Annotated in this window: 13 protein-coding genes and 1 pseudogene; 5 read left to right on the plus strand and 9 right to left on the minus strand. The window is 70.0% G+C overall.

The features are described 5' to 3' along the window. The first annotated feature begins 278 nt into the window (after positions 1-278). From C6376_RS43265 to C6376_RS43275, 3 genes are read left to right on the plus strand one after another with little or no spacing between them, the layout of a single operon-like run. On the plus strand, positions 279-1,400 hold the full coding sequence (locus C6376_RS43265) for an IS630 family transposase (RefSeq protein WP_107441906.1): 1,122 nt from the start codon (positions 279-281) through the stop codon (positions 1,398-1,400). A gap of 45 nt (positions 1,401-1,445) precedes the next feature. Then, positions 1,446-1,712 carry a hypothetical protein gene (locus C6376_RS43270; RefSeq protein ID WP_107448636.1) on the plus strand — a complete coding sequence of 89 codons (267 nt, stop codon included), beginning with the start codon at positions 1,446-1,448 and terminating at the stop codon, positions 1,710-1,712. Then, positions 1,712-2,662 carry a RimK family alpha-L-glutamate ligase gene (locus C6376_RS43275; RefSeq protein ID WP_107448637.1) on the plus strand — a complete coding sequence of 317 codons (951 nt, stop codon included), beginning with the start codon at positions 1,712-1,714 and terminating at the stop codon, positions 2,660-2,662. The genes C6376_RS43270 and C6376_RS43275 overlap by 1 nt, the downstream gene beginning before the upstream one ends. A 99-nt stretch (positions 2,663-2,761) precedes the next feature. On the opposite strand, the gene C6376_RS43280 is transcribed toward C6376_RS43275, so the two are convergent. The 5 genes from C6376_RS43280 to C6376_RS43300 all read right to left on the minus strand — a co-directional run bounded on the left by C6376_RS43280 (position 2,762) and on the right by C6376_RS43300 (position 6,266). Beyond that, complete coding sequence (locus C6376_RS43280) at positions 2,762-3,244, minus strand: glyoxalase/bleomycin resistance/extradiol dioxygenase family protein (protein WP_107448638.1); 483 nt, start codon at positions 3,242-3,244, stop codon at positions 2,762-2,764. 116 nt (positions 3,245-3,360) lie between these two features. Next, positions 3,361-4,107: a hypothetical protein gene (locus C6376_RS43285; RefSeq protein ID WP_107448639.1), complete on the minus strand. Its 747-nt coding sequence runs from the start codon at positions 4,105-4,107 to the stop codon at positions 3,361-3,363. A gap of 100 nt (positions 4,108-4,207) precedes the next feature. Beyond that, complete coding sequence (locus C6376_RS43290) at positions 4,208-5,098, minus strand: hypothetical protein (protein ID WP_254076315.1); 891 nt, start codon at positions 5,096-5,098, stop codon at positions 4,208-4,210. Then, on the minus strand, positions 5,091-5,711 hold the full coding sequence (locus C6376_RS43295; RefSeq protein WP_107448640.1) for an RNA polymerase sigma factor: 621 nt from the start codon (positions 5,709-5,711) through the stop codon (positions 5,091-5,093). Before C6376_RS43295 ends, C6376_RS43290 begins: the two co-directional genes overlap by 8 nt. 165 nt (positions 5,712-5,876) lie before the next feature. Further along, on the minus strand, positions 5,877-6,266 hold the full coding sequence (locus C6376_RS43300; RefSeq protein ID WP_254076316.1) for a hypothetical protein: 390 nt from the start codon (positions 6,264-6,266) through the stop codon (positions 5,877-5,879). A 402-nt stretch (positions 6,267-6,668) separates the two neighbouring features. Between C6376_RS43300 and gdhA the strand changes: the two genes are divergently transcribed. Then, positions 6,669-8,015 carry an NADP-specific glutamate dehydrogenase gene (gdhA, locus tag C6376_RS43305; RefSeq protein WP_107448641.1) on the plus strand — a complete coding sequence of 449 codons (1,347 nt, stop codon included), beginning with the start codon at positions 6,669-6,671 and terminating at the stop codon, positions 8,013-8,015. 131 nt (positions 8,016-8,146) lie between these two features. Here the strand turns inward: gdhA and C6376_RS43310 are convergent, their stop codons facing one another. Further along, positions 8,147-8,827, minus strand: a complete 681-nt coding sequence (locus C6376_RS43310) for a ScbR family autoregulator-binding transcription factor (RefSeq protein ID WP_254076317.1) — start codon at positions 8,825-8,827, stop codon at positions 8,147-8,149. A 348-nt stretch (positions 8,828-9,175) separates the two neighbouring features. Between C6376_RS43310 and C6376_RS43315 the strand changes: the two genes are divergently transcribed. Further along, positions 9,176-10,162, plus strand: coding sequence for a helix-turn-helix transcriptional regulator (locus tag C6376_RS43315; RefSeq protein ID WP_107448642.1), 987 nt, complete (start codon positions 9,176-9,178; stop codon positions 10,160-10,162). A 400-nt stretch (positions 10,163-10,562) separates the two neighbouring features. On the opposite strand, the pseudogene C6376_RS43320 reads toward C6376_RS43315, so the two are convergent. The 3 genes and pseudogenes from C6376_RS43320 to C6376_RS46670 all read right to left on the minus strand — a co-directional run. Beyond that, positions 10,563-11,441, minus strand: a pseudogene (locus tag C6376_RS43320) (DMT family transporter); the annotation flags it as partial. A 36-nt stretch (positions 11,442-11,477) separates the two neighbouring features. After that, complete coding sequence (locus tag C6376_RS46300) at positions 11,478-11,612, minus strand: hypothetical protein (protein ID WP_301554737.1); 135 nt, start codon at positions 11,610-11,612, stop codon at positions 11,478-11,480. Between the two features lie 391 nt (positions 11,613-12,003). Beyond that, entirely contained in the window at positions 12,004-12,141 is a 138-nt protein-coding gene (locus tag C6376_RS46670; RefSeq protein WP_107448644.1) for a LysR family transcriptional regulator, read from the minus strand. Positions 12,142-12,211 lie beyond the last annotated feature (70 nt).

Genomic DNA, 12,211 nt, shown 5'->3' on the forward strand with positions numbered 1-12,211 from the left:
GTTCGCGAGCGCGAGCGCAGAACCCGCCGAAGAGGTGGCGGAGACCACGTGCCTGTGTGCGTTGCGGGTGGCGACCCCGATCGGCGCGTGGGACGTTCTCGCCGACCGGGCCGACGCCGCCGCCTGCCCCGCTGCCGCCGGACGTGCGGGTCCCCGGCGGGTCCCGGCAGCGGCATCATGCGTCCCGCCTGTTGAGCCGTCAAGTTGTTCGATGTGCGGCGACACGTCAACGGTGCTGTGCTAGTGTCCTGCGCCAGTAGTTGATCGTTAGTAGTTGTGTGACTTCTGCTGCTGGTGCGTCAGTTCCTCGTCGGGGCCCGAAGCTGGAACCGTTGCTGCTGTCTGATGACGAGCGGGCGGAGTTGGAGCGGTGGACGCGTAGGGCGACATCGGCCCAGGCCGTGGCCTTGCGGGCGCGGATTGTGCTGGCGTGCGCTGGTCCGGAGGTACCGCCAATCGTCGTGGTCGCCCGCGAGTTGCGGGTGGCCGCCGACACCGTCCGTAAGTGGCGGCGGCGGTTTTTGGCGGAGCGGCTGGACGGCCTGGTCGACGAGCCCCGGCCGGGCCGGCCGCCCACCATCAGCGTCGACCAGGTGGAGGCGGTCGTGGTCACGACGCTGGAGGAGATCCCGAAGAACGCCACCCACTGGTCGCGGAAGTCGATGGCGGAGCACAGCGGCCTGTCGAAGTCCACGGTCGGCCGGATCTGGCGGAAGTTCCAGCTCAAGCCGCATCTGGCGGACACGTTCAAGCTGTCGACGGATCCGTTGTTCGTGGAGAAGGTCTACGACGTCGTGGGTCTGTACTTCAACCCGCCCGAGGGTGCGGTGGTCCTCTCGGTGGACGAGAAGTCGCAGATCCAGGCCCTGGACCGGTCGCAGCCGGTGCTGCCGATAATGCCGGGCATGCCCGAGCGGCGTACTCACGACTACGTCCGCAACGGCCTGACCACCTTGTTCGCCGCGTTCGATGTCGCCACCGGCGAGGTGATCAGTGCCCTGCACCGTCGGCATCGGGCCGTGGAGTTCAAGAAGTTCCTGATCCGGATCGACAAGGAGGTGCCCGCGCACCTGCAGGTCCACTTGATCGTGGACAATTACGGCACTCACAAGACTCCCGCGATCAAGGCCTGGCTGGCCAAACACCCCAGGTTCGAGCTGCACTTCACCCCGACCGGCTCCTCCTGGATCAACCAGGTCGAGCGGTGGTTCGGCTACCTGGCCCACCAGATGATCCGCCGCGGCGCACACAAGAACATCCAGGCCCTCGAAGCCGACATTCGGGCATGGGTCAAGGACTGGAACAAAGAACCCAAGCCGTTCATCTGGACCAAGACAGCCCAAGAGATCCTCGACTCCCTTGCCCGCTTCTGCCGACGGATCTCTGGCGCAGGACACTAGGAGAGAGCCCACACCTCACCCGATCCTCCATGGAGGTGACTCACCATGGCATCGTTCAAACTCGGTGATCCCGTGGCCGAGGACGTGCAGACCCAGTCGGCGATCTCTACGGACCTGGCTCCTCCCGTCATCCTCAGGGCGCAACCCGATTCGTTCGTACGCCTGAACACGCCGGAAGAGCTGCGGGACTGGGAAGAGGCCGTCCGCGCCACCACCGGGATGCGCATTGACGCCACCCGCATGGGAGGTTCGGCGTCGGAGTCGTGCTCGTGCGGCTGCTCCGACGACTGCTGCGTGGACTGTCCCGTCTGATGATCCTCACGGTGTCCGTCGAGGACGACTTCCACACCCACGTCATCCGGGACGCCGCCGTCCGCCGTGGTTTCCACGACTTCCACGTTCTGGAGTGCGACCGCATCAGTGGGCGTCCCGGCCTGACGTGGAGGTCGCACGGAGACGCACCCAGCACCGTCCTGACCTCGGAGGGGCGCACCATCCCCCTCGACGCGGTGTCGGTGCTGTGGTGGCGACGGATGCGGGCGAACCAGCAGGCGTCCGCCCGCGCGTCGACCGACCACCAGCAGCGCCTGGTCGACAACGACAGCCGCGGCGCCCTCGGCGGCATTCTCGCGGCGTCCTTCCACGGCCAGTGGATCTCCACTCCCGAAGCGACCGACCGCGCCGCGGACAAGCTGTACCAGCTCTCCGTGGCGAGGGAGGCCGGGTTCCGGGTGCCGCGCACGCTCGTCTCCCAATCCCGCGACGAGGTGGCGGAGTTCGCCCGCACCGTGGACCGTGTGATCGTCAAACCCGTGGTGGGCGCTACCGGCCCGCTCATGTTCACCCAGTACATCGACGATCCGCGGGCCATTCCCGAGGAGTCCTTCAGCGTCTGCCCGGCCGTATACCAGGAGTACATCCCCGGCCGCAGGCACGTCCGGCTCAACTGCTTCGGCGAGCGGATGCACGCGGCCCTCATCGAAAGCGACCGGCTCGACTGGCGCCCCGACCTCAACGTGCCCATCTCCAGGTGGGAGGTACCGGCCGACGTGGGCGGCCGGGTGCTGGAGGTACTCCGGCGCCTGGGGCTGCGGATGGGAGCCATCGACCTCAAGCTCACCCCGGACGGCGAGCCCGTCTGGCTGGAGGTCAACCCGCAGGGGCAGTTCCTGTTCCTGCAGCCGCTGCTCGGGGAACCGCTCGACGAGCACTTCCTCGACTTCCTGCTCTCCTGCGCGCAAGGCGACGGGCCGGGCCGTTGACCCGTCCGCCCCGCTCCCACGCCGGGAGCCCTCCGACTGCCGACGCGTCATGTCGTCGATGTCGTCGCGGCGGAGCCGGGCCGCCCCTCCCCGGGCGGGTCACTCGGCCGCGGACAGGCGACGCATCAGTTCTTCCTGTGAGACGTCCTCCTTGTGGCTCAGGAACACCCACATGTGCCCTGCGGGGTCCTTGACGATGACGGTGCGGTCCCCGTGGAACATGTCCGTCGGGGGCTGGAGGATCTCAGCGCCGGCGGCCTCGGCACGCTCCGCCAAGCTGTCGACGTCCGGTACGAAGACATGCAGCATGACGGAGGTGCCCCCGCCGAGCGACGCCGGCGCGGCGAAGGAGGAGGCCGACGCCTCCGCGCCGGCGTCGCCGAGCATCAGGGCCGACCGTCCGACGGTGATCTCGGCGTGCAGGATTCCGCCGCTCGGAGCGTCGATCCGGAAGTCCTCACGGGCGCCGAATGCCCGCCGGTAGAAATCGATCGCGGCGGCCGCGTCGTCGACCATGATGTGCGGGATCACGGCATAGCGGTAGCGGTCGGGGATCTCGATGCGGGCTGTGCGCTCGGTCACGGCGAACCTCTCTGCAAGGCGCCGCCGGTCGGTTCCCGCGGCTCTGCAAGGAACCTAGAAGCTCAAGTTCGGTTGAGGTCAAGGCCGGCCGCGACTGATCCCCTCGGCGCGTCCGGTCAGGAATCCAGCAGCTCCTGACGGGGCTCCCGCGATGGCGCGGGCCCGTGTCGGGCCGCCGAGCGACGTCGGCGGAGCGTGGCGCCTTCGAAGCCGAGGAGCAGTCCGAGGGCCAGTGCGGGAACCACCCAGCGGGCCCGGTCGATCAGACCGGGCGGGTCTGTCGTGGCGCGGGGGTCGGCGGCCGTCCCGCCGACACCGACCCCGGTGTCCGCGAGTGCGTCGGCCGAGGCCGCGGCCCCCTGCGGTTCTCCGGAGGCCGCGCGCAACACGCCGAGGCCGTCAAGCAGCGCCCGCAGCTCCTCCGATCGTTTCGCCCTGTGCCAGCCCCCGACGCCCGAAGAGGCGGTGTCCTGCGGAAGTTGCAGCGTCGTGTGGATCCAGATGTCCTCGGTGCCGGACACGGACGTGTACAGATCGTCCGTCCGCCACGGCCTCGAGTCAGGGAGCGTCCACGACACGGTGACCATGTCGCGTACCTGTTCCATCCAGGTGTCCTCCGCTCCCCGGTCCGGTGCCTGCGCCGGACGCTCGTCGAGCTCGGATCCCGCCTGCGGGAGGAGTTCTTCCAAGCGGGCGTACGTCCGGTCCGTGCCGTACGACGACGCCGTTCGCCGGCTGGTCGGTGACACCAGCAGCACGCTGCCCGGTCCACCCGCGGCCGAGGGGGGAGCCGCCAGGACGAGCAGGACCAGAGCCGTCGTCAACGCGCCCGTCGCGGAGGCCAGTTGTCGCAGTCGCCGCATCCGATACCCCGATCCGTCCCCGTGCGGGCCGTCCGCACTCGCCGTGCCACTTCGGGTACACCGCTCGATCCGCCGGGGTTCCCGTCCTGACGGCGCCCGTTCAGCCCAATGACTCGGCGATCTCCCGCGCCCGCGCCTTCGACGCCACACCCTCCAGTCGCAGCGTGAACGTGTCGTGGACCCACAGCAGGGTGGGTCCCGCCGTGCGCTCGGAGCGGGTGAGACGGGAGCCGTCCGCGGAGGTCATCCAGAAGCGCAGGAGGTGGGGCCGCGGGAACCACAACGCGCTGCGTGTCCCCCCGGTCAGCTCGACCCACTCGACCGCCTGCTCACTCGCCACCGTCTTGCCGTACTCCGGCGCCAGCCGTGCCGCGTACTCGTCGAGCCGGACGGTGCGGCCGCGCTCGTCCCAGCAGAGGGTGACGACATAGCGGTCTTTCGGCGCACGCGTCACGGACACCGCGTCCGGGGTGCCCAGCGCACCCGGCACGAGCGGAGCGAACCCTGCCTGCCGGCCCGCCTCGGCGAGAGGGACCGGGTGGGGGCAGCCCGGCACGCGCGCTCCCGGCGAAGGCGTCGCCGACGGGTCGTACCGCACCTCGACCCCGCCGAAGTCGAACCAGTCCGCCACCGCGGCCCGCACCGGAGGGGTCAGGACGAGCACGGTGAGCAGCCCGCACAGTGCCGCCGCCAGCGTGCGTCGGCGGAGCCCGGTCCACCGGTGCAGCGCCCGCAGCCGCTCACCCACTCCCCGGGGCAGGACCATCGGGGTCGGTGCCCGCTCGTCGACCAGCTGTTGCAGGACCCGCTCGGCCATGGCCGAGCCCTCGTACGCCTCGTCGGCCTCCGGCCGGTCCAGCCTCCGCCCGAGCGCCCGCAACTCCTCGGGCAACCGGACGTCACGACCGGCGCCGTCCGTGATGCCGTCGCGTAGACGCCGTTTCCGCTTCCCGATCCGGCCCGGCCCGCGCGGCCTGCTCGGCTCACGCATCGCCCTCACCTCCTCCCGCGTTCCCGAGGGACGTGCCCGGCTCCAACTCCGGCAGCAGGCGGCCCAGTCTGCGCAGCGCCCGGCTCAGGCGGGACTTCACCGTGCCCCGGGGCCAGCCCAGGGCCGCCGCTGTCTCGGGCTCGTCCATTTCCAGCAGATAGCGGTAGGTGACCACCAGTCGGTGATCCTCGCTCAGTTTCTCCAGGGCCTCGAGGAGCGCGACGCGGCGTTCGTTCGCCAGCGCGGCGACGGCAGGGTCGGCCGCGGGCGATTCCGGCGGCTCGGCCTCGGTGAAGGCCGCCTCGCGGTCGGCCAGAGACCGTTGGCGCCCTGCCGTCCGTACCGTGTTCCTCGTCTCGTTGGCCACGATGGACAGCAGCCACGGCCGGAACGCGGCGCCGTCCCGGAAGCGGCCCAGTGCGCAGTAGGCCTTGAAGAAGGCCTGCTGCACGACGTCCTCCGCGTCCGCCCCGGCGCCGAGAGCCCGGGCCGCCCGCAGTGCGATGCCCGTGTGGGCGCGCACCAACTCCGCGTACGCCTCCGGCTTCCCGGCGCGTACGCGTGCGATCACCGCGGCCTCATCGACGGTGCGGCCCCCCTCCCGCGTTCTCACGACATGGGTACACCGCCCGCGCCGGATCGGTTCCCGCCCGTGTCCCGTCCGCGGGGGCGAACCGCACCGTGTCGGCAAGCGCGGGTGTCGCGGTGTCGTCGCAGTCGGTCCCCCCGCGTCTGCGTCTGCGCAAAGCCGGTGGGCGTTCGGCTCGTCCCCTCGGCCTCAGCCCGGGTCGTACGGCGGTGACGGTGTGTTCCAGACGGCGTCGCACCGACCGACGATCTGGCGGAGTTCGCGAGCCTGCCGCGGTGCCATGGCCCGCATCACGGCATCGAGGAGAGCGCGGGCTTCGAAGGGATCGTCGTAGCAGTCCCCGTGGGGGTCGCCCCACTCGTGGTCGTGCCACAGCCGGCGCTCGGGGAGGTGGACGTAGTCCTTCCACCGGCGCACGGCCGCGCCGACGTCTCCGGGCTTCAGACAGTCGCGGCTGCGTTCGAGGGCGAGGATCTGGGACAGCGCGCGCGAGGACAGACCGTCGATGACCGTCGTTGCCTGTCGTCTTCGTCGGTGGGGAGCACCGGCCCGGATGCGGGCCGACCGCCTACGCGGCATGGACCTTTCGGTTCGTCGTCATAACGTACATCGTTGCTTCGATCGCGCACGGTGTCGAACGGATTGGCCGGTGCGGGGTGCGCCGGACGTGCCGGTGCGGCGACCTGTCGGCACACGTCGAACTCGCCGTCGTCGACCGAGGGCTGACGTCCGGGCCCCTTCCCGCCCTCCGTCGGCACCCCCGAGCGGCGGAAAGCGGGGGCGCCGTCCCGATGGTCGCTGTGTGCCGGTCCGTCAGGACGGGTGACCGCCGGCTGCCGTGCCCGAACGGAGCAGTCTTCCGATATCGGTGACCTTGTTCACTGACACAGCGACTCCTGCCGTCCGTATTCGTTGTCAGGACAGTGGCCGGGCACGCTGCACAGGATGAGTGCCCGGCGGACCACAGGAGAGCAGGCACGCATGAACCCCAGTGCTCACATCGAGGCCGTCTACGCACAGGTCTGCCGGCGAAACGCCGGTGAGAGCGAGTTTCACCAGGCGGTTGGAGAGGTGCTGCACACGCTGGCGCCGGCGTTGCAGGCGCATCCGGAGTACGTGGACGCGTTGATCGCCGAGCGGCTGTGCGAGCCCGAGCGGCAGCTGATCTTCCGGGTGCCGTGGGTGGACGACGCGGGGCGTGTTCAGGTGAACCGCGGCTTCCGGGTGGAGTTCAGCAGTGCGCTCGGCCCCTACAAGGGCGGTCTGCGCTTCCATCCGAGCGTGAACCTCGGCATCGTGAAGTTCCTGGGCTTCGAGCAGATCTTCAAGAACGCGCTGACCGGACTGGCGATCGGCGGCGGCAAGGGCGGCTCGGACTTCGACCCCAAGGGCCGCAGCGACCACGAGGTCATGCGCTTCTGCCAGGCGTTCATGACCGAGCTGTACCGGCACCTGGGCGAGCACACCGACGTTCCCGCCGGCGACATCGGGGTCGGCGGGCGCGAGATCGGCTACCTCTTCGGCCAGTACAAGCGGATCACCAACCGTTTCGAGGCGGGAGTCCTGACCGGCAAGGGGGTCTCCTGGGGCGGCTCGCAGGCCCGGACGGAGGCCACCGGCTACGGAGCGGTGTACTTCGCGCAGGAGATGCTGGCCACGCGCGGACAGGGATTCGACGGTCGCAAGGCCGTCGTATCCGGCTCGGGGAACGTGGCGCTCTACGCGATCGAGAAGGTGCACGCCCTGGGCGGGTCCGTGGTGGCCTGCTCGGACTCGTCCGGATTCCTGGTCGACGCGGACGGCATCGACCTGGAGCTGCTGAAAACGGTCAAGGAGGTGCGGCGGGCACGCCTGTCGGACTACGCGGAGGCCAAGCCCGGGGCGCGCTTCTCCGACCGGGGCTCGGTCTTCGAGGTGCCCTGCGACATCGCGCTGCCGTGTGCCACCCAGAACGAACTGGGCGGACAGGAAGCCGGGACGCTGGTGAAGAACGGCGTCCTGGCCGTCGCCGAAGGAGCCAACATGCCCTGCACCCCGGAGGCGATCGAGGTCTTCCGCGAGGCGGGCGTCCTCTTCGGTCCCGGCAAGGCCGCCAACGCGGGCGGCGTGGCCACCTCCGCGCTGGAGATGCAGCAGAACGCCTCTCGTGACGTGTGGACCTTCGAGCAGACCGAGACCCGCCTCGCGGCTGTCATGCGGGGTGTCCACGCCCAGTGCCGGGCCACCGCCGAGACCTACGGAGGCACCCCCGACGACTACGTCCTGGGCGCCAACATCGCGGGCTTCCTGAGGGTGGCGGAGGCGATGACGGCTCAGGGCGTCGTATAGCGCGCCCGGATCGCGGAGCGTGGTCACACCGTTCGGGGACGGTGTGCCGCACCGGTGTCGTCGCAGGGACACCGGTGCGCGGCGACGCAGCCCCTGCTCTGTCCTCTCCAGGAAGCGCAGGGGCCGCCCCTCTACGGCCGCAGGGCCGCGAAAATCAGGTCCCGGGAGTCGGACCAGCGCTGTACGAGGTCGGCGCGACGGGTGAGCCGCGCGGAGATGTGCTGGGTGCCGAAGAACGCGGAGACCAGCGTGTGGGCCGCGGTGCCGGGCGAGACGCCCTCGCGCAGTTCCCCGGCCTCCGCCGCCTCCACCAGCAACTCCGTCAGCAGGCTGATCCAGCCGACGTACGGCTGCGGCAACAGGCCGTCCGGCAGGGGCTGCTCCATCTGCAGCCGCGCCCCGCCCTGCACGACGACGTCGTCCTGGAAGGCCTGGGCGGTCCGGTCGAGCAGGTCGACCACGGTTTCCAGCGGGCCGAGCCCCTTGGCCTGGGCTGCTTCCAGAAGTGCGGGCCAGCGGCGGTAGTGCGCCTCGACGACCGCGATCGTGAGCGCTTCCTTGGTGGGGTAGTGGAAGTAGACCGCGCCCTTGGTCATCCCCACGTGGTCGGCGACGTCCTTGACGGACGTCTTGCCGTACCCGCGCTCGTCGAAGAGCTGAGCGGCGGCGTCCAGGATCTGCTTGCGGGTGTGCGCGGCCCGCTCCTGGTGCAACTCGGGACTGCGGCCGTGCAGGGCGATGTTGTCCGGGCTGCGCTCGGGTACCGGGAAGGTTGCCCGGTGCTTCTTCGGTTCCACGATGTCTCCGCTCACGGTCGCGTCCAACAACCCTCGTTGCAATATACCTTCCCGCAGGTATATTTTTCATCGAGCAGTCGGTGACCGACCGTCATGCATGGTCGCGACTGTGCGGTACGACCGCTTCCGGAGGGGCTTCCGCGTGGACGAGACCCTTCCCCGCGGAGGAGGCCCCGGTGTCCGGCAGGGCTCCGCTCGACCTGTGAGCTGAACCATTGCCTTCCTGGCCCGGGGGAAGGCCGGGAAGACTTCGATTGAAACATACCTTCGGGAGGGTTTTTTGTTCATCGGCGGCAGACACGACGACCCGCCATCACCGTCCCCGGCCTCAATACGTTCCCTGTGGGAAGGCAGCAGACGGACATGAGCGCACCGAGCATCGGGCCCCAGGCCCTGAGACTCTTCCGGTACGCATCGGCTCGCGGCGACTGGTCCGTCCGCAGCGCCTGCGAGCAACTCGACACGACCGTCGACGAGATCGAGCACGCCCGCGGGCAGCTGATCGACCTGGGCCTCCTCGTCGAGTCGGCCGACGACGGACCGACCGCCAAGGCCACCGCCCCCGAGGCCGCGCTGCTGCGGCTGCTCACCGCCGAGGAGGAGGCCACCGTCCGCCTGGCCGACCGGATCCGTCGCACCCGCGAGCGGATCGACGCCATGCGCGAGGTGTTCCTGCCGCTGCACGTCGCCCGCAGCGGCACGCTCGGCGACGAAGTGATCACCGGCGCCGACCGGATCGCACGTGTGCTCGGAGACATCGCCGACATCGCGACCTCGGAGATCCTCAGCATGCACCCGGGGCCCGTGCGGCCGCCGGAGGTGCTCGCCGAGGGACTGCGGCGCGACGTGCAGGTCCTGGAGCGCGGCGTGACCATGCGCAGCATCCACCTGCGGCCGATGACCCGCATCGTCCACTCGATGAAGCATCTGCAGGAACTGCGCTCCGCGGGTGCCCAGGTCAGGATCGCCGACATCGTGCCGTTCCGCTTCATCCTGGTCGACCGGGTGCAGGCCCTGGTGCCCGCGCTCCACACCGACGCGGCCAACGCCATGATGGTGCTGCGCGGCGAGGCCGTCACCGCCCTGCTGGTCAGGGTCTTCGAGATGTGCTGGGCTTCTTCGGTGCCTCTGGACGAAAGCGGCGCCGGTGAGGAGTCCGGGCTCACCTCCCAGCAGTTGGGCGTGCTGCGGCTGATGTCCACCGGACGCAAGGACGAATCCATCGCCCGCGAAATCGGCGTGTCCGTACGGACGTTGCGCCGCGTGATGGCCGACCTGATGGCACAGCTCGGCGTGGAAAGCCGCTTCCAGGCAGGAGTCAGGGCCGCCCGGACAGGACTTCTCGACTAGCCTTCCTGGTTGGCGAAGACGAACAGGTCGCCGACGCGGTCGCCCTGCACGTGTCCAGGCAGCGGAGGCTGTGACAATTGTCCAGGATCGGGTGGACTTCGCAGACAGTCAGCTCCTTGTTGCTGTCCCGCGAGAACACGTCGTACGGCGTGACGAACTGCGCCGTCCTGAGCTGCTGTTGATCCTCGTCCGTCGGATGCGCGGGCGAGTCACCCGTCGACGAACCCGGTGTGGACGAACTCGCCCTCGGGGCAGTGCATACCGAGACGCGAGAGCCTCGCCGTTGCCCCGCCGTCGCACATCGGCCGGCGGAGGAGGCCCCCTCCACCGGGTCCGCCCCTGTCCGGTCGCGCCTCCACCTGAGCGCGACGGACGCCCGGCGTCCGGCGAACGACCAGCCGAGGTTGATGCCCAGGCTCGCCGCCACGATCAGCGGGATGCCCAGCGCCTGCAGCAGACTCACGCCGTGCCCGTACACCGCCCAGTCCATGAGCATGGCCACCGCCGGGTAGACGAACGCCAGGACGGCGATCTTCGGGGTCGGCAGCTTCTGGTACGCGGAGTACATCAGGACGTACATCACGCAGGTGTGGATCACTCCGAGGCCCACCAGCCAGCCCCAGTCGCCGCCGAGCCCCTTCATCTCGCCCAGCCGGGTGAACGGCAGCAGCAGGAAGATGCCCAGCACCAGCTGCACCAGCGCGACCAGATGCGGCCGCACCCCGGTGACCCGTTTGGTGATGACCGTCGAGATCCCGTAGAACACCGCGGCCAGCAGCGCGTACCCGAGGCCCGCCAGATAGGCGCTGTCCCCGCTGCCGGTCAGGTCGGCCGCGGACACCCCTGCCACCAGGACCAGACCGACGAACGCGACACCCAGCCAGCCGAACTTCGCCGCCGTGAGCTTGTCCCGGAACAGCACGGCGCCCAGCAGCATCACGTAGAACGGCTGGGTGTGGTAGACGACGGTCGCCACCGAGATGGAGGTGTCCTCGTAGGACTCGAAGAGGAACGCCCAGTTGAAGACGATGAAGACACCGCCCAGCGCGGCCAGGCCCAGCTTCTTCGGGGTGAAGCCGTGGTTCTTGAAGAAGCCCCGCGCCAGGCAGTAGAGGCCGAGCGTGGCCGTGCCGAACAGGCAGCGGAAGAAGACCACGTTGAAGGGCGACGCGCCGGACTCGATGACGAAGACGCCGAGGGTGCCGGAGAGCACCATGGCGAGGGTCAGCTCGAGAGCTCCCTTCGTCTCCGGGTTCGCCGGCCGGGTGTCAGTACTCATGGTGAGATTCCTTTCCAAGGGGGAGGGGAGTACGGGTCAGTGGAGGGGGACGGCGTACTGCAGACCACCTCGCGTGAACAGTTCGTTGAGCCCTCGCGGCACGTCCAGAGCCGTGGCCGGCCCGAGGTTGCGGTCGTGCACCTCCGCGTAGGTGCCGACGGCGGTCAGCACACGGGCGCCCAGTCGTGGTCGAGGCCGACGGCCGGCCCATGGACGCCCGCCGTCTCGGCGACCGGGGCCGGCGCCTTGTCCCGCTCGCCCACTTCGACGGCGCGCTGTTCGGCGGAGACCGGCAGTTGCAGGATTGGAGACGGTCGGTTCCGCCGCGCCCTCGACGAGCCGCGTCAACCGGGCCTCGGGGTCGGACGGAACCCACTCGACCGCCTCGCCGCCGCCCACCGAGGCAGCGGCCACGGCCCGGGCGACAGCAGGCCCTCGGGCTGCGCGTCCGGGGACGCGGCGCCTGGTACCTCGTCCGCCGGGGCCGGCATCTGTCCCGCGAGGGCAGCAGTCGCGTCCCCGCCGGGGTCAGCTTCACCTTGCCCCCGAACCGCTCGAACAGCTAGCCCCCCAGGGATACTTCGGGACTCTGGATCTGTGCGGCCACCGGGGACTGCGCGTGGCTCAGTTCGGCCGCGGCCCGGGTGGAGTTCCCCGGTGCGGCCACGCGGTGAAAGGCTCGGAGTTGCCGGATGTCCATTTTGGTCTCTCCCGGAGGGGACTCGACGGAGGCGACCCGCAGTGGTCGACATCCCGAGCCTGCCGACTGC

It is taken from the genome of Streptomyces sp. P3 (genome assembly GCF_003032475.1).
Taxonomy (GTDB): domain Bacteria; phylum Actinomycetota; class Actinomycetes; order Streptomycetales; family Streptomycetaceae; genus Streptomyces.

What these genes read in the sequence shown, in the direction of transcription:
- C6376_RS43270 (WP_107448636.1), top strand. Translation starts at nt 1,446, where the DNA reads ATGGCATCGTTCAAACTCGGTGATCCCGTGGCCGAGGACGTGCAGACC.
- C6376_RS43275 (WP_107448637.1), top strand. Translation starts at nt 1,712, where the DNA reads ATGATCCTCACGGTGTCCGTCGAGGACGACTTCCACACCCACGTCATC.
- C6376_RS43285 (WP_107448639.1), bottom strand. Translation starts at nt 4,107, where the DNA reads ATGCGGCGACTGCGACAACTGGCCTCCGCGACGGGCGCGTTGACGACG.
- C6376_RS43290 (WP_254076315.1), bottom strand. Translation starts at nt 5,098, where the DNA reads ATGCGTGAGCCGAGCAGGCCGCGCGGGCCGGGCCGGATCGGGAAGCGG.
- C6376_RS43300 (WP_254076316.1), bottom strand. Translation starts at nt 6,266, where the DNA reads ATGCCGCGTAGGCGGTCGGCCCGCATCCGGGCCGGTGCTCCCCACCGA.
- gdhA (WP_107448641.1), top strand. Translation starts at nt 6,669, where the DNA reads ATGAACCCCAGTGCTCACATCGAGGCCGTCTACGCACAGGTCTGCCGG.
- C6376_RS43315 (WP_107448642.1), top strand. Translation starts at nt 9,176, where the DNA reads ATGAGCGCACCGAGCATCGGGCCCCAGGCCCTGAGACTCTTCCGGTAC.
- C6376_RS46670 (WP_107448644.1), bottom strand. Translation starts at nt 12,141, where the DNA reads ATGGACATCCGGCAACTCCGAGCCTTTCACCGCGTGGCCGCACCGGGG.